At 49.4% G+C, this 18,667-nt stretch carries 19 protein-coding genes and 1 pseudogene; 5 read left to right on the top strand and 15 right to left on the bottom strand.

The window, feature by feature from the left end; translation table 11 throughout:
* Positions 1–55: 55 nt before the first annotated feature.
* From dtpA to blr, 11 genes are all read right to left on the bottom strand, one after another.
* Complete coding sequence (gene dtpA, locus OGX91_RS03575) at positions 56–1,561, bottom strand: dipeptide/tripeptide permease DtpA (protein ID WP_040233842.1); 1,506 nt, start codon at positions 1,559–1,561, stop codon at positions 56–58.
* 613 nt (positions 1,562–2,174) lie between these two features.
* On the bottom strand, positions 2,175–2,810 hold the full coding sequence (gene nth, locus OGX91_RS03570; RefSeq protein WP_149691580.1) for an endonuclease III: 636 nt from the start codon (positions 2,808–2,810) through the stop codon (positions 2,175–2,177).
* Positions 2,807–3,502 (bottom strand): electron transport complex subunit E, encoded by a 696-nt coding sequence (locus OGX91_RS03565; protein WP_005121204.1) that lies wholly within the window; start codon positions 3,500–3,502, stop codon positions 2,807–2,809. Before OGX91_RS03565 ends, nth begins: the two co-directional genes overlap by 4 nt.
* A gap of 2 nt (positions 3,503–3,504) precedes the next feature.
* Positions 3,505–4,125, bottom strand: coding sequence for an electron transport complex subunit RsxG (rsxG, locus tag OGX91_RS03560; RefSeq protein WP_005121203.1), 621 nt, complete (start codon positions 4,123–4,125; stop codon positions 3,505–3,507).
* A gap of 9 nt (positions 4,126–4,134) precedes the next feature.
* Complete coding sequence (gene rsxD, locus OGX91_RS03555; RefSeq protein ID WP_040233846.1) at positions 4,135–5,187, bottom strand: electron transport complex subunit RsxD; 1,053 nt, start codon at positions 5,185–5,187, stop codon at positions 4,135–4,137.
* Positions 5,188–7,119, bottom strand: a complete 1,932-nt coding sequence (rsxC, locus tag OGX91_RS03550; RefSeq protein ID WP_149691581.1) for an electron transport complex subunit RsxC — start codon at positions 7,117–7,119, stop codon at positions 5,188–5,190.
* Positions 7,112–7,690, bottom strand: a complete 579-nt coding sequence (gene rsxB / locus OGX91_RS03545) for an electron transport complex subunit RsxB (protein ID WP_005121200.1) — start codon at positions 7,688–7,690, stop codon at positions 7,112–7,114. Before rsxB ends, rsxC begins: the two co-directional genes overlap by 8 nt.
* Positions 7,690–8,271, bottom strand: coding sequence for an electron transport complex subunit RsxA (rsxA, locus tag OGX91_RS03540; protein WP_005121199.1), 582 nt, complete (start codon positions 8,269–8,271; stop codon positions 7,690–7,692). The genes rsxB and rsxA overlap by 1 nt, the downstream gene beginning before the upstream one ends.
* Before the next feature lie 76 nt (positions 8,272–8,347).
* Positions 8,348–8,788: a DUF2569 domain-containing protein gene (locus tag OGX91_RS03535; protein ID WP_040233903.1), complete on the bottom strand. Its 441-nt coding sequence runs from the start codon at positions 8,786–8,788 to the stop codon at positions 8,348–8,350.
* Positions 8,789–8,879: 91 nt separating this feature from the next.
* Positions 8,880–9,095 carry a transcription modulator YdgT gene (gene ydgT / locus OGX91_RS03530; protein ID WP_003832804.1) on the bottom strand — a complete coding sequence of 72 codons (216 nt, stop codon included), beginning with the start codon at positions 9,093–9,095 and terminating at the stop codon, positions 8,880–8,882.
* Positions 9,096–9,392: 297 nt separating this feature from the next.
* Entirely contained in the window at positions 9,393–9,518 is a 126-nt protein-coding gene (blr, locus tag OGX91_RS03525; RefSeq protein ID WP_040233850.1) for a division septum protein Blr, read from the bottom strand.
* A gap of 241 nt (positions 9,519–9,759) precedes the next feature.
* Between blr and OGX91_RS03520 the strand changes: the two genes are divergently transcribed.
* Complete coding sequence (locus tag OGX91_RS03520; protein WP_005121196.1) at positions 9,760–10,800, top strand: oxidoreductase; 1,041 nt, start codon at positions 9,760–9,762, stop codon at positions 10,798–10,800.
* A 90-nt stretch (positions 10,801–10,890) separates the two neighbouring features.
* Here the strand turns inward: OGX91_RS03520 and add are convergent, their stop codons facing one another.
* The 3 genes and pseudogenes from add to OGX91_RS03505 all read right to left on the bottom strand — a co-directional run.
* Entirely contained in the window at positions 10,891–11,892 is a 1,002-nt protein-coding gene (add, locus tag OGX91_RS03515; protein WP_286625472.1) for an adenosine deaminase, read from the bottom strand.
* Between the two features lie 100 nt (positions 11,893–11,992).
* Positions 11,993–13,165, bottom strand: a complete 1,173-nt coding sequence (locus OGX91_RS03510) for a MalY/PatB family protein (protein ID WP_005121194.1) — start codon at positions 13,163–13,165, stop codon at positions 11,993–11,995.
* A 10-nt stretch (positions 13,166–13,175) separates the two neighbouring features.
* Positions 13,176–13,643, bottom strand: a pseudogene (locus tag OGX91_RS03505) (glucose PTS transporter subunit EIIB); the annotation flags it as partial.
* A 418-nt stretch (positions 13,644–14,061) separates the two neighbouring features.
* Here OGX91_RS03505 and OGX91_RS03500 point away from each other — a divergent pair.
* The 3 genes from OGX91_RS03500 (at position 14,062) to OGX91_RS03490 (ending at position 17,029) form a co-directional block, all read left to right on the top strand.
* Positions 14,062–14,784: a YagK/YfjJ domain-containing protein gene (locus OGX91_RS03500; protein ID WP_286625470.1), complete on the top strand. Its 723-nt coding sequence runs from the start codon at positions 14,062–14,064 to the stop codon at positions 14,782–14,784.
* A 693-nt stretch (positions 14,785–15,477) separates the two neighbouring features.
* On the top strand, positions 15,478–16,647 hold the full coding sequence (locus OGX91_RS03495) for a hypothetical protein (RefSeq protein WP_286625469.1): 1,170 nt from the start codon (positions 15,478–15,480) through the stop codon (positions 16,645–16,647).
* A 145-nt stretch (positions 16,648–16,792) separates the two neighbouring features.
* On the top strand, positions 16,793–17,029 hold the full coding sequence (locus OGX91_RS03490; protein WP_044702835.1) for a hypothetical protein: 237 nt from the start codon (positions 16,793–16,795) through the stop codon (positions 17,027–17,029).
* A 144-nt stretch (positions 17,030–17,173) separates the two neighbouring features.
* Here the strand turns inward: OGX91_RS03490 and OGX91_RS03485 are convergent, their stop codons facing one another.
* Positions 17,174–17,788, bottom strand: coding sequence for a recombinase family protein (locus OGX91_RS03485; protein WP_192468786.1), 615 nt, complete (start codon positions 17,786–17,788; stop codon positions 17,174–17,176).
* 222 nt (positions 17,789–18,010) lie between these two features.
* On the opposite strand from OGX91_RS03485, the gene OGX91_RS03480 reads away from it, so the two are divergent.
* Positions 18,011–18,655: a hypothetical protein gene (locus tag OGX91_RS03480; protein WP_286625467.1), complete on the top strand. Its 645-nt coding sequence runs from the start codon at positions 18,011–18,013 to the stop codon at positions 18,653–18,655.
* Positions 18,656–18,667: the final 12 nt, after the last annotated feature.

Below are 18,667 nucleotides of genomic sequence, written 5' to 3'. Positions count from 1 at the left end.
CAAAAAAAAAGCCGCTAACAACAGTTAGCGGCCTGAAATTAAGTTTCCCTGAGAATTACGCTGTTGCGGCCTTAGCGGCTTTCTCACTGACGTCATCGTCCTGAGTCATACGATTCAGTTTTGGCGCCGTCAGCAGCATCAGAACAGCGATAACCGCCGTTGCAACACCAATCTGCAGGAACACGCGACCGTAGACTTCGAGGGACATCAACGGATCGGTCACATTCTCCGGAACCGCCATCATGTTAGCCACGTAACCACCGATGATGTTGGCACCGGCAGTGGTCAGGAACCAGCTACCCATAATAAAGCCCATCAAACGTTGTGGAACCAACTGTGCCACCATCGCCAGACCCAGACCAGAAATCATCAGCTCACCGATACTTTGCAGACCGTAGCAGATGATCAGCCAGTTAACGGAAACGATGCCAGCATCGGTCGCGAATTTGGCACCCAGCGGCAGGATCAGGAATGCGCCTGAGCACAGCACCATACCAATTGCAAACTTGGTCGGCATCGGCAGAGTGTCGCCCATCTTGTTATAGATAGCAGCAAGAATTGGGCTACCGATGATGATCCAGAACGGGTTCAGTGCCTGATACTGTTCCGGTTCGAAAGCAATACCCAGAATAGAGTGTTCAACGTTACGAATCGCAAAGAAGTTCAGAGACGTCGGCATCTGGCTGTACAGCACGAAGAAGATAATGGCTTCCAGCATCAGAATGAAGGCGACGATCATTTTACGACGTGCAGCACCCTGCATAGAGAACGCTTCTTTCGCAAAGATAACCACGATACCCATGGCGATAACACCCAGAACCATACGGGCAATGCCCTGGTTGTGCAGCAGCCATGTTGCAATCGCGATAAGCACCACAACACCTGCAATGGTCAGCAGCAGGTTGCGGAAGTTGATGGGTTCAAAGTCAGGCTTGGAACCGTACTGTTTAACCCAGCGCTGGCAGAATGCGAAGTTAACAACGGTAATTAGCATACCCACGACGCTCAGTGCGAACGCGGTGCTCCAGCCGTAACGCGCAGCCAGCCACGGCGTTGCCAGCATAGAGAAGAATGAACCGATGTTGACGGACATATAGTACATGGTAAATGCACCATCAAGACGCGGGTCATCTTTGGCATAGCAGGTAGAGAGCAGAGATGATGGGTTTGCTTTAAACAGACCGTTACCGACCGCGATGGCCGCCATGCCCATATAAACGATACCCGCATCGTGACCAGACCATGCAACCAGCGCATAACCAATGGCCAGGACAACGGCACCCAGCATAATGACGCGTTTTGTACCCAGAACTTTATCACCTAACCAGCCGCCAATCGCAACCAGACCATATACCAGGGCGCTAAAGGAGGAGAAAAGGGTGATGGAATCCGCTTCTGACATGCCCAGTTGTTTAACCAGGTAGACGGCCATAATCCCTTGCAGGCCGTAATAACCAAAACGTTCCCACAGCTCAATTGAGAAAATGAGATAGAACGCTTTTGGTTGTTTGAAGGCGTTTAAACTGACGCTTTCTGTTGGTTTATTGTTTGCAGTAGACACTTTTACCTCTTTTTTTACATCCCATATCAACGGGGGTGTTCAGGTACGTGATGAGTCAAGTTCATCCGTCCGATTGTTATAGTGGGAGGGGAAACGGCAAGTAATGTTCACTATCTTGACCATTCAGACAAGTGGTTTGTAATAATCTGTTACATATATCATGACTGGTGAAATCGTCGGGGCATAGAAATGTTATCCAGCGTTAAATTTCTTCATTTAGAAAATGGCAGGTTTTTACACTGTTTAATTACGGTAAAAACTGCAATGTGGCGATATGTTCTGCTATTTGCGGTTGAATCCAGTGATATAGGCCATTATCTGAAAAATAGCTAGTGTAATGTTTTGTTTATAAACTGCTCAATTAGGTCATATGATTGTCATATTAACTAAAAAATAAATATTTTTTAACATTGTGTTGGCTGGGTGATCTTGATCACGTATAGATAGAAATTTCTATTACTAAAAAAACGATTAACCTGCTCAGGTGCTAATTCACAAGAATATTACATTAGAGATGGGTAATTGGATGGCATCATTGTCGGGAAAACTATCGCGAGGGAGTGCATAACTAATCGCTATGTATGCGAGGGGCAAAGAGGATGCCCCGGCAGCATCAGATATCAACTTTCTCTTTGAATTCGCAGAGATCTTCGATGATACAGGAACCACAACGTGGCTTTCTGGCTATGCAGGTGTAGCGGCCATGAAGAATCAACCAGTGATGGCAATCGACTTTAAATTCACTGGGGACGACTTTCAGTAGCTTTTCTTCTACCTGCTCGACGTTTTTACCTGGGGCAAATTGTGTACGATTACATACCCGGAAAATATGGGTATCTACAGCAATGGTCGGCCAGCCAAAGGCAGTATTCAACACCACATTCGCCGTCTTGCGCCCAACGCCGGGCAGGGCTTCTAATGCAGTCCTGTCTTCCGGAACTTCGCCATTGTGCTGTTCCAGTAAAATGCGGCAGGTTTTAATCACGTTCTCCGCTTTGCTGTTAAACAAACCGATTGTCTTGATGTATGACTTAACACCTTCGACGCCGAGTTCCAGCATTGCGGCGGGCGTATTAGCGACGGGGTAAAGCTTAGCCGTTGCTTTATTGACGCTGACATCGGTGGCCTGAGCGGAAAGCAAGACAGAAATCAGCAGTTCGAAAGGCGATGTAAAATTAAGCTCGGTTGTCGGATGCGGATTGTTATCACGCAGGCGTGTGAGGATTTCCAGCCGTTTTGCTTTATTCATGACACATTCCCTGTTTCACCAGCCGGACTGTCCGCGACAGCCGCCTCGGCACGGCGTTTCTTCATTTTCTCATCAATCAGATACTTAACAGCCAGCATTAAGCCCAGACCAATAAACGCGCCTGGTGGCAGCATGGCCAGCAGAAACGGCGTATCAGTATGGAAAATCTCAACACGCAATACTTTGGCCCAGCTACCCAACAAACCGTCTGCGCCATCAAATAGTGTACCGTTACCAATTATTTCACGCAGCGATCCGAGAACAAACATGGCGCCGGTCGCCCCCATGCCGATGGAAAAACCATCGAGTGCAGATAATGCAGGGCCTTTTTTGGCGGCGAAGGCCTCAGCACGGCCCACGACAATGCAGTTGGTCACAATCAAGGGGATAAAGATACCCAGTGATTGATACAGGCCAAAGGCGTAGGCATTGATCAGCATCTGCACCGCACTCACCACGGAGGCGATGATCATGACATAAATGGGAATACGGATTTCGGGCGGTGTCCAGCGGCGCAGCGCTGAAATCGTCAGGTTGGTCAACGTCAGGACGAGCGTCGTCGCGAGTCCCAGCCCCAGCGCGTTAGTGGCGGTAGAGGTAACGGCCAACAGCGGACACATCCCGAGTAACTGCACAAGCGCGGAGTTATTTTTCCAAAGCCCCTGAACAATAACGTCTTTAATTTCGCTCATGGTTATTCTCCACAGGCGCTAAGTTGAGGAAGTTGCGCAGGCAGCGTCTGCGCAAACAGGCCTGCACGTTTCACTGCATTAACCACTGCCCGGGGAGTAATGGTCGCGCCTGTGAACTGATCAAAATCGCCGCCATCTTTTTTCACCGCCCAGTGAGGGTCATTCTCTGCATTAATTGTTTTGCCGCTAAAATGGGTGATCCAGTCAGACAGACGTAACTCAATTTTATCACCGAGTCCTGGTGTTTCGTGATGTTCCGTCACCCGCGTACCCAGCACAGTACCGGTAAAATCGACACCGACCAGCAGTTGAATCGCCCCGGAATAACCATCGGGGGCCGTGGCCTCCAGGATTGCCGCAACCGGACGGTCGTCCTGGCGAGCAATATAGACACGATGTGTACCTTTACCTAATGCCTGAGCATTCACCAGATAGCAACTTTCTGGCAGATTGTTATTGTAGCGATCGCCAGGCAGTACCTGATCAAACAACGCCTTTTGCTGCAGGGCCGCTTGTTCATCAATGGTAGACTTGGTTAACTGATTAATCGCCGCCGTTAACCCTGTAGAGCCCGCGGCAAACAGTGCCAGAGTGATACCGTGTTTACGAATCGTTTTCAGCATACGTTGTCCTTAGCGATGTCCGTACACACGAGGACGGGTGTAATAATCAATCAGTGGAACGGTGATATTCGCCAGTAACACGGCAAAGGCCACGCCATCAGGATATCCACCAAAACTACGAATCAGCCAGACCAACAGACCCGCAAGTGCACCAAAAATCAGGCGACCACGGTTGGTTGTCGAGGCCGTAACGGGGTCGGTAAGAATAAAGAATGCACCCAGCATGGTGGCACCGGAAAGCAGATGCAGCTGCGGTGATGCCAGCGACGCTGGAGAGAAAAACCAGCCTAACGTTGAACAAACGGCAAGCGACAGCAGAAAACTAACCGGGATGTGCCAACGAATCGCTTTTTGCCATAACAACACGATGCCGCCCGCCAGCCAGGCAAGGTTAACCCACTGCCAACCTGCGCCCGCGAGCATGCCGCTGTAAATCGGATACTGCATCACCTGTTCAACAGTATGTCCCGCGTGCAGGGAGGTCTTAAAGGTGTCCAGCGGAGTAGCCTGACTGATGCCGTCGATCCCTATACGGAGCGTGTTCATATCACCGCCGCCAGCGGTATGTCCGGTAAAGATAACGTTTAAAGCATCAAAAAATCCGGGCACCGTAGCGGCAATTTCATGCGGTGGCAGCCAGCTTGTCATCTGCACCGGGAATGAGATCAACAGAACAACATAACCAATCATTGCCGGATTAAATGGATTCTGACCAAGACCGCCATACAGCTGCTTGGCAATGATAACGGCGAAGACGGTACCCAGGATCACCATCCACCACGGAGCCAGGGGGGGAATACTGACGGCAAGCAGCAACCCTGTAAGCAGGGCGGAGTTGTCTTTCAGGATCGCGGCAACGGGCTGTTTACGTAGTTTAAGCACGCCCGCTTCGGCGGCGATGGCGCTGACCGATGCCAGCGCTATCTGAAACAATGTACCCCAGCCGAAGAACCACCATTGAGCGGCAATCCCTGGCAATGCAGCAATCAGAACCAGCATCATGATACGCGATGTTTGGCGCTGGTTATGGGTATAAGGGGAGCTAGCTATTCTGAATACCATTTATTCCTCGTTTACAACCTGCTGCTGTGCGGCTTTCTTGGCCTGAGCGCGTGCAATAGCGGCCGCAACGGCAGCTTTGCGCGGATCAACCGGTTCGACAGATTCCGTGGTGGCTTGTTGCTCAAGCTTGCGGGCTTTGGCGCGGGCAATAGCGGCTTCGACGGCGACTTTGCGTGGGTCAATCGGCTCGGCGGGTTCTGTGGCGGCTTGTTGTTCAAGCTTGCGGGCTTTGGCGCGGGCAATAGCGGCTTCGACGGCGGCTTTGCGTGGATCCGTACCCGCGCTGCTGCCTTCATCTTTTGACGAATTTTCACTGCGTGCGGCGCGAGCCTGCGCTTTTCGCGCTTCACGTGCGGCAATCACTGCGCTGTTGTCAGGTTGTTCACCCGCCTGGATTACAACCGGCTGCATAGCCTGGGCCTGTTTCTCTTTCACGCGAGCCAGCGCGGCGGCGATGGCATCATGATCTTTCGCTGCAGGCTGTACAACTGCGCTTTTATGCCGTTCAAGACGTGCCGCTTTTTCACGCTCCAGTCGGGCTTGTCGGGCCTCAAAACGGGCTTTTGCTTCCGCAGCGCGTTTTTCTTCCTGACTGATGGCATAAATCTCAGCCTTTTCCTGGCGGAAGTACTGCACCAGAGGAATATTGCTTGGGCATACCCATGCACATGCGCCGCATTCAATGCAGTCAGCAATGTTGTGGGTTGTCGCTTTATCATGCTGTTGGCCTTTACTGAACCAGTAAAGTTGTTGCGGCAGAAGATCGGCAGGGCAGGCATCGGCACAGGCGCTACAGCGAATACAGCCTTTTTCTTCCTGCGGTTCCCCCATTTCACTGGCAGAGGGCGCAAGCAGGCAGTTGCTGATCTTCACAATAGGGACATCCAGCCAGGGCAGGGTAAAGCCCATCAGCGGACCGCCCATGATCACCATCTGGTCAGTAGCAGGACAGAAACCTGCATCGTTGAGCAGGTGACGAACAGGTGTACCCAATCGCGCCCAAACGTTGCCCGGGCGGCTGACTGCTTCGCCCGTTAACGTGACCACACGCTCGGTGATTGGCTCGCCATCAATAACGGCCCGCTTGACAGCATAGGCAGTCCCCACGTTTTGCATCAGCACCCCGATATCGGAGGAACGTCCACCGTGAGGAACCTGCTTGCCGGTCAGGATTTGCGTAAGTTGTTTGGCGCCGCCTGACGGGTATTTCGTGGGGATGACTCGTAAGCTGATATCGTGAGAATCAGCCAACACTGCGCGCAGCATGGAGATAGCCTGCGGTTTGTTATCTTCAATACCCAGCAGGACTTCGCGCGGTTGAAGAATATGTGCAAGTATGCGGATACCTTCGACCACCTGGGCCGCGCAATCTTGCATTAAGCGGTCATCGGCGGTGATGTAGGGTTCACATTCAGCGGCGTTGATGATCAGTGTTTCAATTTTATCACCGCCACCCTGCAATTTGACGCCAGTTGGAAAACCTGCGCCGCCGAGTCCGGCAACACCGAATTGGTGAATACGGGCTATGAGCTCCTCGCGGCTGCGGGCACGATAATTTGCCCAGCCGTCACGCTCAATCCAGCGATCTTCGCCGTCCGCATCAATGATGACGCTAAGTTCAGCTAAAGCCGAAGGATGCGCGGTAGAGTGCGGGGCAATGGCAACAACGGTGCCGGAGGTCGGGGCGTGTACGGGCAACATTCTGCCGCGCCCACGGGTTAGCGCCTGACCACGCAGCACGGTGTCGCCCACATTGACACACAGTTCACCTTCAGCGCCAATATGCTGCTTCAACGGAATAATAAAGCGCGGAGCCAGCGGAACCTGCCGCAGCGGTGTCCCGTTAGACTGGGTTTTCATTTCAGGTGGGTGAATGCCGCCATCAAAGTCCCAGATTTTATTTTTTCTGAATGCGGAGAATAACTTAAGCATGTTGTTCCACAGGAATGATGCGCACAGGAATAGTGTTTAAATCCCACTTCCAGCTGTCAGGTGTCTCGGCTACCGGGCGTAATTCGATACATTGGGTCGGGCACGGATCAACGCACAAATTGCATCCGGTGCACAGATCGCTCATCACCGTGTGCATGGCACGCGTAGCGCCCACGATGGCATCGACCGGGCAGGCCTGAATGCATTTTGTGCAGCCGATACAGTTATTTTCATCAATCACCGCCAGCATACGAACGGGGGTAGCGTCCTGCTCATCACCATCAATAGGTTGCGGATCGACGTTCAACAGGGTCGCAATTTTTAGCATCACCGCTTCGCCACCAGGGGCGCATCGGTTGATTTTTTCGCCCTGACAGCCAATAGCTTCAGCATAAGGACGGCAGCCCGGATAACCGCACTGCCCACACTGGCTTTGCGGGAGAATTTCATCAATTTTCTCCACAACTGGATCATCCTCGACGGCAAATCGACGAGAGGCATAACCCAAAATAGCGCCGAATGCCAGACCCAGCAGACTCACTGCGGCAACGGCAATCCAGATAGCATTCATTACAACTTCACCAAACCACTAAAGCCCATAAAGGCCAAAGACATTAAACCAGCGGTAATCAGCGCAATTGCATTACCGCGGAACGGGGCAGGAACGTCTGCCACGGCGAGGCGTTCGCGAATTGCGGCGAACAGAACCATCACCAGTGAGAAGCCGACGGCGGCAGAAAAACCGTACAGCGCCGACTGTAAAAAATTATGCCCGAGGTTGATGTTCAGCAACGCTACACCTAATACCGCACAGTTAGTGGTGATCAGCGGTAAGAAGATCCCCAGCAGGCGATACAGCGCAGGGCTGGTTTTGCGTACAACCATCTCGGTAAATTGCACCACCACGGCGATGACCAGAATGAAGGCCAGCGTGCGCAGATAGATGAGATCGAGCGGGATGAGGATCCAGGTGTCAATCAGCCATGCGCAAATGGATGCCAGCGTCATTACAAAGGTCGTGGCGAGGCCCATACCCATTGCGGTTTCCAGTTTTTTGGAAACGCCCATAAAGGGGCATAAGCCCAGAAACTTGACCAGTACAAAGTTATTGACCAGTACAGTTCCGACAAACAGCAGCAGGTAATCAGTCATTTTTCGGCCTGAAATAAAAAAGCCGCCTATTATCTGACAATCTACAACAGGCGACAACAGGTTAACTGTAGGGTTATTACGGATTCACAAACGTCGTCTTAACGCGTTGCGAGCGTTTGAAATAGGGTACCAGCAACGCAGCCGCCAACAAAGGGAACAGCAGCTGACGCACGGCAAACGCATCCGGAACAGGTGAGAATGCAAACGCTTTAATTGCCAGTAACACCGAGATCAGCAGCCATATAATATAGTGTTTTGGCACACAGGCTCTGCGTTTGAAAAACGCGATGGTCAGCCACAGCGTGTAGTACCACATGGCGATAGCGGTAATAAAGGAGACGCCCCATAGCAGCAAATTCGTCGTACTTTGCTCGCTCAGCGTGTGGAATGTCTGCGGTGTGGCCAACGCAGTGACATACAGCAGTAACGCCAGCGAAGCACTTAACAACGCGACTAACAGCCAGGCCAATGGCCCGAGTAGCCAGCCTCCGATACGTTGTGCCGGTGTTGTAGTCATTTCATCTCCAGGTTTACGCGCGCGAACAGACATGCCGTTCATTTTGGGGCAATTATTATAAAGCTTTTAACGCCAGGCGCTACTTTCTTGTTTATTGCACGTAATGCCAGACGGACTTGGGCACCTGACCGACATCGAACAGGCGGCCTCCCGAAATGAGCTCAGCACGGCGGTGGTCTGCAGCGCGATACATATTGATAATGTCGCTATCGTCAGTAAGTGTGTAGTTAAGATGATCGAACAATTTTTCCAGACTTTCTAGAGAACTGATTTTGCGGAATTTTAATAAGTAATCCTGAACAGTCATAAAAGGCAATCCATATTAATAAAATAATACTAACGGAGTAGTAAATATTAAAAAACAACCAACGTTGTACAGGTAAACGCGAATTTGCGCGCAAATGTAAGAAGAGTTTTCAACCCTGTGGGAAACCTGGCGCTATTCTCGCCTGCGGAAAGGGTAACGCGCTTCACGATCGCAGGCAATACGCGCTGGAGCGGGATGCGGCATAATTCGCTTTTTTTTGACAAAAATTGATCTTTTACAGCCCTACCCAGCAACTATCGCGGAGTTAACTGCCAGGCTATAACGGGCTGCGTATATTTATTTTTTCTGTACTGCAGCGACGGGTTCCGGTGGTTGGTAGTTGTCAATATGATTGGCAACACCCAACAGGATCACGGAGACCACGAGAACAATCCAACCTGTTAACTCAATAAGACGATTCATTACTGACGACATTTGCTTTGATTTATCCATAAACACAGGTAGCAAATGTTACTTATCAATAAATAATACAGCAAGAGCATTGGGAACGATTTCGATGACTTTTTAGCGGCAAGTTAACTCTAAGTGGCATATGTTTGACTTAAGTTAAGCAACAACCTTTGTAGCGCAAAGGTTATTAAACTATTGTGGCGCTACTATCTATGGTGTGAAATAGGCCAGATCTGAATTGAGAGGCAAAAACATGAGTGACAACATCCGCGTTGGGCTAATCGGTTACGGTTATGCCAGTAAAACTTTCCATGCCCCCCTGATCGTGGGCACTCCGGGTCTGGAACTGGTAGCGGTGTCCAGTAGTGATGAAACAAAAGTGAAGGCGGACTGGCCTTCGGTGGCGGTTGTTACTGAGCCTAAACACCTGTTTAACGATCCGAGTATCGACCTGATTGTGATCCCTACACCCAATGATACACACTTTCCGCTGGCGAAAGCGGCGCTGGAAGCAGGTAAGCATGTGGTTGTTGATAAGCCTTTCACTGTGACACTGTCACAAGCACGCGAACTGGATGCGCTGGCCAGAAGCGTAGGGCGCCTGCTTTCTGTCTTCCATAACCGTCGCTGGGACAGCGATTTTCTGACGCTGAAAGCCTTGCTGGCTGATGGCGCGTTGGGTGAGGTGGCTTATTTTGAATCTCATTTCGATCGCTTCCGCCCGCAGGTCCGTGACCGCTGGCGTGAACAGGGTGGCCCGGGGAGTGGTATCTGGTATGACTTAGGGCCGCATCTTTTAGATCAGGCAATTAACCTGTTTGGCTTGCCCGTGAGCCTGACAGTCGATCTGGCGCAGCTCCGCCCGGGGGCGCAGTCGACAGATTACTTCCATGCCATCCTGACGTATCCGCAGCGTCGCGTGATTCTGCACGGAACGATGCTGGCAGCCGCAGAGTCTGCTCGTTATATCGTTCATGGATCGCGTGGCAGCTATGTGAAGTATGGTCTGGATCCACAAGAGGAACGTCTTAAAAATGGTGAGCGCCTGCCGCAGGAAGACTGGGGTTATGACATGCGTGATGGTGTACTGACACGCATTGAAGGTGATGAGCAGGTGGAAGAAACCTGGTTAACCGTTCCAGGCAATTATCCGGCTTACTATGCGGGTATCCGTGATGCGCTGAATGGTAACGGCGAGAACCCGGTTCCAGCCAGACAAGCCATTCAAATCATGGAACTGATTGAGCTGGGCATTGAATCGGCGAAACACCGATCGACGCTGTGCCTTGCCTGATAATGTCAATGTCGGATGTCGAGGCATCTTATCTGGCCAACAATGCAATGTCGGCCAGATAAGCGTTAGCGCCATCCGGCAATAAAGCCATTACGCTGCGGCGACTTTCTCACGCAGTGCTTGTTTCTCTTCATTGCTCAGGAACGCCATTTCCAGACCATTGATTTGCGCCTGGCGAATCTGTTCACGCGTCAATCCTGCAGCCGGGGCGGCTACGGTGTACTCGTGAATAATATCCACGCCCTGAACCGCCGGATCGTCCGTATTCAGACTCGCCAGCACACCATGCTCAAGGAACGTTTTCAGCGGATGCGTCGTCAGTGAGGCGACGGTACTGGTTTGAATATTCGATGTCAGGCAGGATTCAATGCCGATACGCTGCTCGGCGAGAAAATCCATCAGGGCGCGATCGTCGACGGCTTTTACGCCGTGGCCAATACGCTCTGCTCCCAGTTCTCTGATCGCTTGCCAGATGCTTTCCGGACCTGCCGCTTCACCTGCATGAACTGTGATATGCCAGCCAGCGTCGCGTGCACGGTTGAAATGGGACAGGAACAAACTGCCTGGGAAACCGAGTTCATCGCCGGCTAAATCCAGTGCTGTGATGTGATCACGGTGCGCTAACAGTGCATCCAGTTCCTGCAGACAGGCAGCTTCGCCGAAAGTACGGCTCATGATTCCAATTAAACGGGCTTCAACGCCGAAAGTCTTACAGCCTTCGCGTACGCCTGCAATAACGGCTTCAACCACACCTGCAACGGGGAGTTGATGCGCCATAGCCATGTAGCCTGGAGAAAAGCGTAGTTCAACGTAATGCAGACCATTACGTGCGGCATCCTCAATATTCTCAAATGCGACGCGACGGCAGGCATCCAGCGATGCCAGCACTTTGACACCCCAGTCAAGCTTTGACAAAAAACTGACCAAATCAGGTTCAGTTGACGTTACCTGCACGTGAGGGATCAGCGTTTCAAGTGTTTGAGCAGGAAGCGTTAAATTAAACTGACGACCAAGATCCAGGATCGTTTGGGCACGGATGTTCCCATCAAGGTGGCGATGGACGTCGGTTAAAGGAAGGGAAGTATCAATCATGGTCGCACTCATGTTTTTAGGTAAAGTGCGCCGTATTATAAGAATAAATCGGGATAAAAATCTATGTTGCGCAATGATTAATTTCATTGCGCAACTTTAGTTAGCGCAGAGAGCGCAGGGCGTTAATTAATCCCTGAACGCCTTTCTCAAGTTTTGAACGGGGACATCCGGTATTCAGGCGCACAAAACCGTACCCTTCCTCTCCGTAAGTCGATCCCGGCATGATCGCCACTTTTTGCTGATGGATAAGCGCATTTTGTAACGCCTGGTCATCAACCTTGAGCGGACGTAAGTCTATCCAGGCCAGATAGGTGGATTGTGGGATCTGCCAGTTAAGTTCAGGGAACGCAGTATTAAGTTCATCAGCAACGTAATGCAGATTGCCGGCAAGATAATCCCGTAAGGCATCCAACCAACGCTCACCTTGCTGATAGGCGGCAATATGTGCGGTGAGTGCCAGCACCGCAGGAGACGACAGTCCGTCGCGTCCCTTTAGCGCACGGAGATAATCGTTGCGGCTATTGGCGTCTTCGATGATCCCATACGCGCCGGTTAATGCCGGGATATTGAAACTCTTGGAACCGGATGTGAGCAGCGCCCAGCTGTCGCGCGCGACGTTACTCCACGGAATGTGCGGCTGTTCTCCCCATACCATATCCATATGGATTTCATCGGAAATGACGTTGACACCATGTCGCTGGCATAAGTCAGCCATGGTTTCCAGTTCCTCGTGCGTCCACACTTTGCCCGTTGGATTTTGTGGGCTACACAGCAGAAGAATTTTACTCTCTGGCCGTGACAGAGCGGCCTCCAGCTTTGCCATGTCGCAATACCAACCGTCGCTCCGCTTTTCCAGACCGACGGGAAGCACTGTGCGCTGGTTGCCTTCGATGGCCTTGTAGAATGCATCGTAAGCTGGCGTATGGACAACGACCGCGTCGCCCGCAGACGACCACTGGCGGATGAGTTCTGAGACCATATAGATAACGGAGGGGCCATATACCAGCGATTGAGGATCGATCCGGGTATTGTGACGAGTTTGAAACCAGTGGCTAATGGCCGCCAGAAATTCGTCATTTTTCCAGCGGCTGTATCCTAATACACCGTGTGACAGGCGCTGGGTCAGCGCCTCCAGAATGCAAGGGGCCGTAGCAAAATCCATATCAGAGATGGTGAACGGCAGCAGATCGGCAGTGCCAAAACGGTCAGCGACATAATCCCACTGGGTGCACCATGTTCCCTGCCTGTTCACAACCTTTGAAAAATCAAACATGTTGTTGTCCTCACGCCTGTACTGTATTCATCAGAACCGCGATTTCGTCTTTCACTGACTGGACCTGCGGGCCAATAACGACCTGAAGGTTATGTTGATTGAGCTGTACCACGCCAATGGCCCGGTTGTCTTTCAGTGCCTGGACATTTACGCGTGACATATCTTTGACCGACAAACGCAAACGCGTAATGCAGTTATCCAGACTAACGATATTCTCCGCGCCACCCAATGCCGCCAGAATTGCCGGGACATTGTAGCCAGATTTACCGGGTGTGCCTGCCATCACTTTCTCAATATTGCTGGCAACATCGACATCACGGCCCGGGGTCTTCAGATTAAAGCGGGTGATCGCGAAGCGGAAGATAACGTAGTACACCGCAAACCAGATGGCCGCGACAACAGGGACCAGGTACCACTTGGTGGACAACCCGTGCAGGATCCCGAACACCACGAAGTCAATCAGGTTACCGTCTGTGTTCACTGAAGTGTAATAGGTATAATTGATATTTGCCGATGTACACTGTGAACAATCAGGTTACTGCAATGTTGAAAATTACAGCTCCCACTCAACTGTGTATGCCGGAAGGAAGCCAAAGACAAGATTGTAAATCCCTTTGAATTTCTCCGTTGTTACCAACACCCCACACAATCATCATCCCTCTTTTATCAAGGCATGATTTCCGTTGCCCCCTTTCACTCCTTCTGATATGATAATGAGTTATTATAAATATTTCCGTAAACTTTGTTCCGTAGTATTTCTCTCCTCGAAAACATCCCCAACGTCAGATGCAAGGCGGCTTTGCACTATCGCGAATGCCATCGTTTTACCGTGGTTTTAGGTAGTAACTATGTAGGAGGTGTGATCTCTTTCTGAGTACAAAAAGGTTAATTTAACAATGATGCAACAATCACAAACCCTATTTGAATCGTCGATTTTATCGGCAACAAGTTTTCGTACCGTCTACCATGAACACGGACGTTACAAAACAATTAATGGCAACTCCTTTGTTCATGATGGTCATGAATACAGGATTAACACAAGAATCGGCTCTGGTGTTCGTCATGACATACTTATTTCAACAATCAACGAACTGAACGCAATCCTGAAGCTCTACAGTCGAGTGTTCCTGACCCGTTTTGATCTCCACCTCCCTGAGTTCACTTCTGTTGAAGCAGGTAACAAATACATACGCAACCTGTTCAAACGATTACGTGCTCGCCTGGAGTCAGGGAACAACGGTTTATCGGAACCTATTATCGATTTTGCGTACGGTTGGGTTTGCGAACAGGAAAAGGCATCACAGCCCCATTACCATTGCTGGATTGCACTTCCACATCGTTCGGTAAGGTGGTTTGGAACTCCTGAAAGAGGGATCGCTGGTATTATTACGGAAATCTGGATGAAACTGACAGGTGGTAAAGCAACGCTGGTAAACTTGTCTAAAGCTACGAAGGACTATCCCGATCACTACGTCATTCATCGTGAATATCCTTCATCACTTGAAGGTCCGATATTCTGGCTATCTTACCTGGCAAAAGAACGCGGTAAGTTGCAAACAGGGAAGGGAACACGCATGTACTCAACATCGAAATTGAGTAGTAAAGCACTGAATTCGTAAATGTCGCACAGGAAGCCCGTAGGGCGTTTTTCTTTCCAGGGCGCGCAATCCCATTACCCATATCATAAAAATCGCTTGCAGCCTCGCACAGGGCGTTTTAAAGCATGATTTGTACCTGATTAACTGTATGCTTCGATCAGTGGCTTGATAGCTCACCGGTAATTGCTTTGCTTAGAGAATCATACATTACTTCAAGATTCCGAGCGAAGCGAGGGACACGAACGTAGTGAGTGTCTAACTACATAACTACACTTTTAAATTTTTATATTTTATATATAGAGAAAAATGTAGTTTTTTGACTATTTCTTAACCAGTGTTCACTGTCCGTCTTCGCTTCGCTTGACGGAACTCGCTTCGCTCGTAATTCAGGACATAACTTCAAAAGTTGAAGTGAGTGTTTATGTTTTCACAAGTGGCAGAACGTTTTGTTCAATGATCATTGTCCGGTCAGAATCGAAGAAAAAGTATTAGATTTGGCCTGACACTGCTTTGGCGCAGATCCTCTCCCAATTTGACACTCCGCCCCGTGCCAGAAGCGGAAGTTGAACAACCATCTGAGCGATCAAAATATAACAATATTTTGATGGTGCAGCGGGTATCACTACCTTAAAACATGATATGTAAGAGGGATTGATTGCTGCCAGGAACCCAGACGGGATTTATCGTTGATGGAGCCAACTTGAGATATCCATTATGAAGAGAGCAATAGCGCACAAAAATGATCGTCTGCCAGCGCCGAGAATAAATCACTTTACCCCTGAAGCGAGGCAGCGTGTTATCAATGGACTTGTTGCGACGGCTAAAGCTGACTTTGTATCCTTAGTTTACTGGCTGAAAACAGGTAAACAGAATGGTGAACCTATTCCGTTAGATAAATGCGAAAGTCTTCGAACCGCTATTCTTAATCTTGGAACCCTTAAAGCTGGTGTGCAAACCGACTGGAAGCATGCGATCCAGTTGATGGAAAAAGAAATCAAAAAAAGCCATCAACTGCATGCCTCGGTTCCTGCTCCCTCGCAGCTTGTTACTGGTGTTTTAAGAAATCTTAATGATATCAGCGAGAAGATCGCTGCGGGTAAAGCTGTTCCCGAGATGCTTGGCAGGCTCGAAAATATGCAGCAAATGATTGCCAACCTCAAGGGTAATGAGGGTCTGATTAAAAGTATCAGCATTCTAACCCGAAGCGCACAGGATGCCTTGCGTGGCTATAGCAAGAAGCAGCCAAAATCAAAAGTTAGGAAGCCTGAAAAAGCAAATCCTCTCCTTCGTGACGAGCAATCCTTTCGTGCCGAGTGTGCTCCTCTAGTCGGGGAAAACGATATTTTCATAATCGCTAGTTGCCTTATTTCAATGTCGGCTCGGTTGGGGCAGTCCCCTATTAGCTTGGCTAAAAGAGCAGCCGCTTTAAAAGGTGTCATCAAAACTGAGCTTTTGACCGAACTGCTGGAGTTACTTCAACAGGATGTAGAGTTGAATGCCTTAGTACCGCTCCACAGAGACAAAGATGACAATACTCGTAGTGATGGTGGTAAGCTTGTTGGATTGACAGGGGTCGTTGAGGGGGGCTCCTCTATCGGTGTGGAAGCGCAGCGCATTATTACCGCAGAACTTAAAAAGCTCGCGTATATCTCCGCAGTTCAGCGCGTTTATCTGGATACAGCTCGTTTAGGACTGGCTTTGGAAAACGATACGTTTAAGGTTATCGAGGAGGTAAAACGTATTGCTGAGAAGCACAATTGGAGTCCATTATCGGTTGCGGTGTATGCGACTTACAAAACGCCTGGCATAAGACCGGATATCGCCGGAGATGTGATTACTTTACTGGCACAGGATGAGGTTCTTTCAGCGACCGTCAAACGATAACTTTATTTGTATTAGCTCAGATTTGGCCTGACTGAGGTGTGGCGCAGGGCCGGACTTAATCTGACAGTCCGCTCCGTGCCAGGAGCGGACGTTGCTAACATCGTGATATATTAATTCATGGATGGCAGTCCATGGGGATAAAATTATGAAGCACGAGCTGTGGACAAATGAAGCTGGTTTAGATTTGTTTTGTCTTGCCGGTCCACTGGGAGACTCTGCTCGGAAATTGCTGGATCTGGACTACAGATTAGTGTGGACATGTGATGCAGACTCGCACCTTGAAGCAATGAAAAAATATTATACGTTCCGTAATTGGGGTGAATATCAAACTGATTTCCCTGAACAGGATAGTAAGACCTACAAAGAAATGGGATGGGAGTAAAAAGCACAAAATCCACAACCTAGCCGCTCTTATTCTCATGTCTCTACGACGTCCGCTCCTCGCTCAGAGCGGACAGTCAGATTTGATTGTACTCTGTCTGCGGTAACTGTCAGTTCGAGTCCGAGCTGATACACTTACTTTGAACTAGCTTACCAATTCCTTTTTGATCCGGTAGAACGTTGCACGACTTATATCAGCAGCTTTCATTATGTGGGCTGGTTTAACGTTCTGTGCCAACATTTCGCGTACCACTTCACGGGCTTGCATATCCTTTTCTTTCCCCGTATACAAACCTGCCAGTTTTGCTCTTGCTATACCCTGTGCCTGGCGTTTACGTCGGGTTTCATAATCTTGTCTTGCCATTGTCGCAAGGATATCGATCAGCATTGCATTGACTGCCCTCAGAATGCCGCTGGTTAGGTCACTACCGGACATTTCAACCATCTGCCAACTGGTCGGTAAGTCCATTGATACGATCACCAGCCCTTTACTGTTCAGCGTAGCTTTGAGTTCAGCCCATTCTTCATGTTGAAGACGACTGAGACGGTCAATCGCTTCAATAAGAAGTAGATCACCAGGTTGTGCTTCCGCCAGTAGATGCATTAGTTCAACACGCTCCAGCTTCGCACCACTTGCATTCTCAATGTATTCTCCGGCAACCGACCAGCTTTTGCTTTGCGCAAATTCGCGCAAGCTAACTAATGCACGATCAGCATGTTGGCCTTCAGTAGATGCACGGCAGTAGATACGGACGTTCATTATGGATTATCTTTTAAGCATCACATTAATACCCATATGATACATTACGTTTTTTTGCTGTCAATAGAGTTAAATTTAACCCTATTGAGACTTTGTGTCATGGTCTTTATCAGGTATACCTTAATGAGATGTTAACGCTACTGAATTTATCTTCCGAGTAAGTAGGTCCTTAGTTTGCGTGATAACATGTATCTGTCACATTGAGTTTGAGGCACAGCATCGATGAACTCCCCCCATCGTTTTATGAATGGCGAAGATGATAAGACTGAAGAAATAATGAACATCATGCTTCATCTCGGAATGGATGAAGGAATACTTCGAAGAATAAGCGGGTTAATGATTTTGCAGCTTTATGCTTCTCATATGTCCGGACGAGAAAATCCTTTCATTATTGTTGATGAGATTTTTTGCCTAGAAGGTAAACCATTACGAGGAGAAAGCAGAACCAAACCACCGATGATGTTTAACCGGAAACCTTATCTTCGGGGTTTGTGGCACAAGCATTATCATGGCGCTGGATTAGATGTTATGGCTCGCAATATACAAATTGCGCTGAAAAATTATGGTTTACCACGACTGAAAGCGAAGGTGGAAGAGTCCATGAAATCTGGTGAAGAACGATTCTTTACTGCTGAGGACGCTGTTCTTATCGCTCATGAAGCCGTTACGGAAAACTGGAAGCGAAGAGCTGACGAGCAAAAAATGACTGGGCATTGGATCATCTATGCTATCTATGGTGGAAAAAATTATTACTTAAGTCTTGGTCGCCACACCGATGATGAAGCAGACCTTCGACGACAGATCGATATGATTTGCCTAGCCCAGTTTCCATTTTTGTCTGAGATATTGTCTTCAGTACCGGATTAATCCTTATATAAC

This window comes from Citrobacter sp. Cpa228 (assembly GCF_030333085.1).
Lineage (GTDB): Bacteria > Pseudomonadota > Gammaproteobacteria > Enterobacterales > Enterobacteriaceae > Citrobacter > Citrobacter pasteurii.
This window is presented reverse-complemented; position numbering and strand designations above follow the sequence as displayed.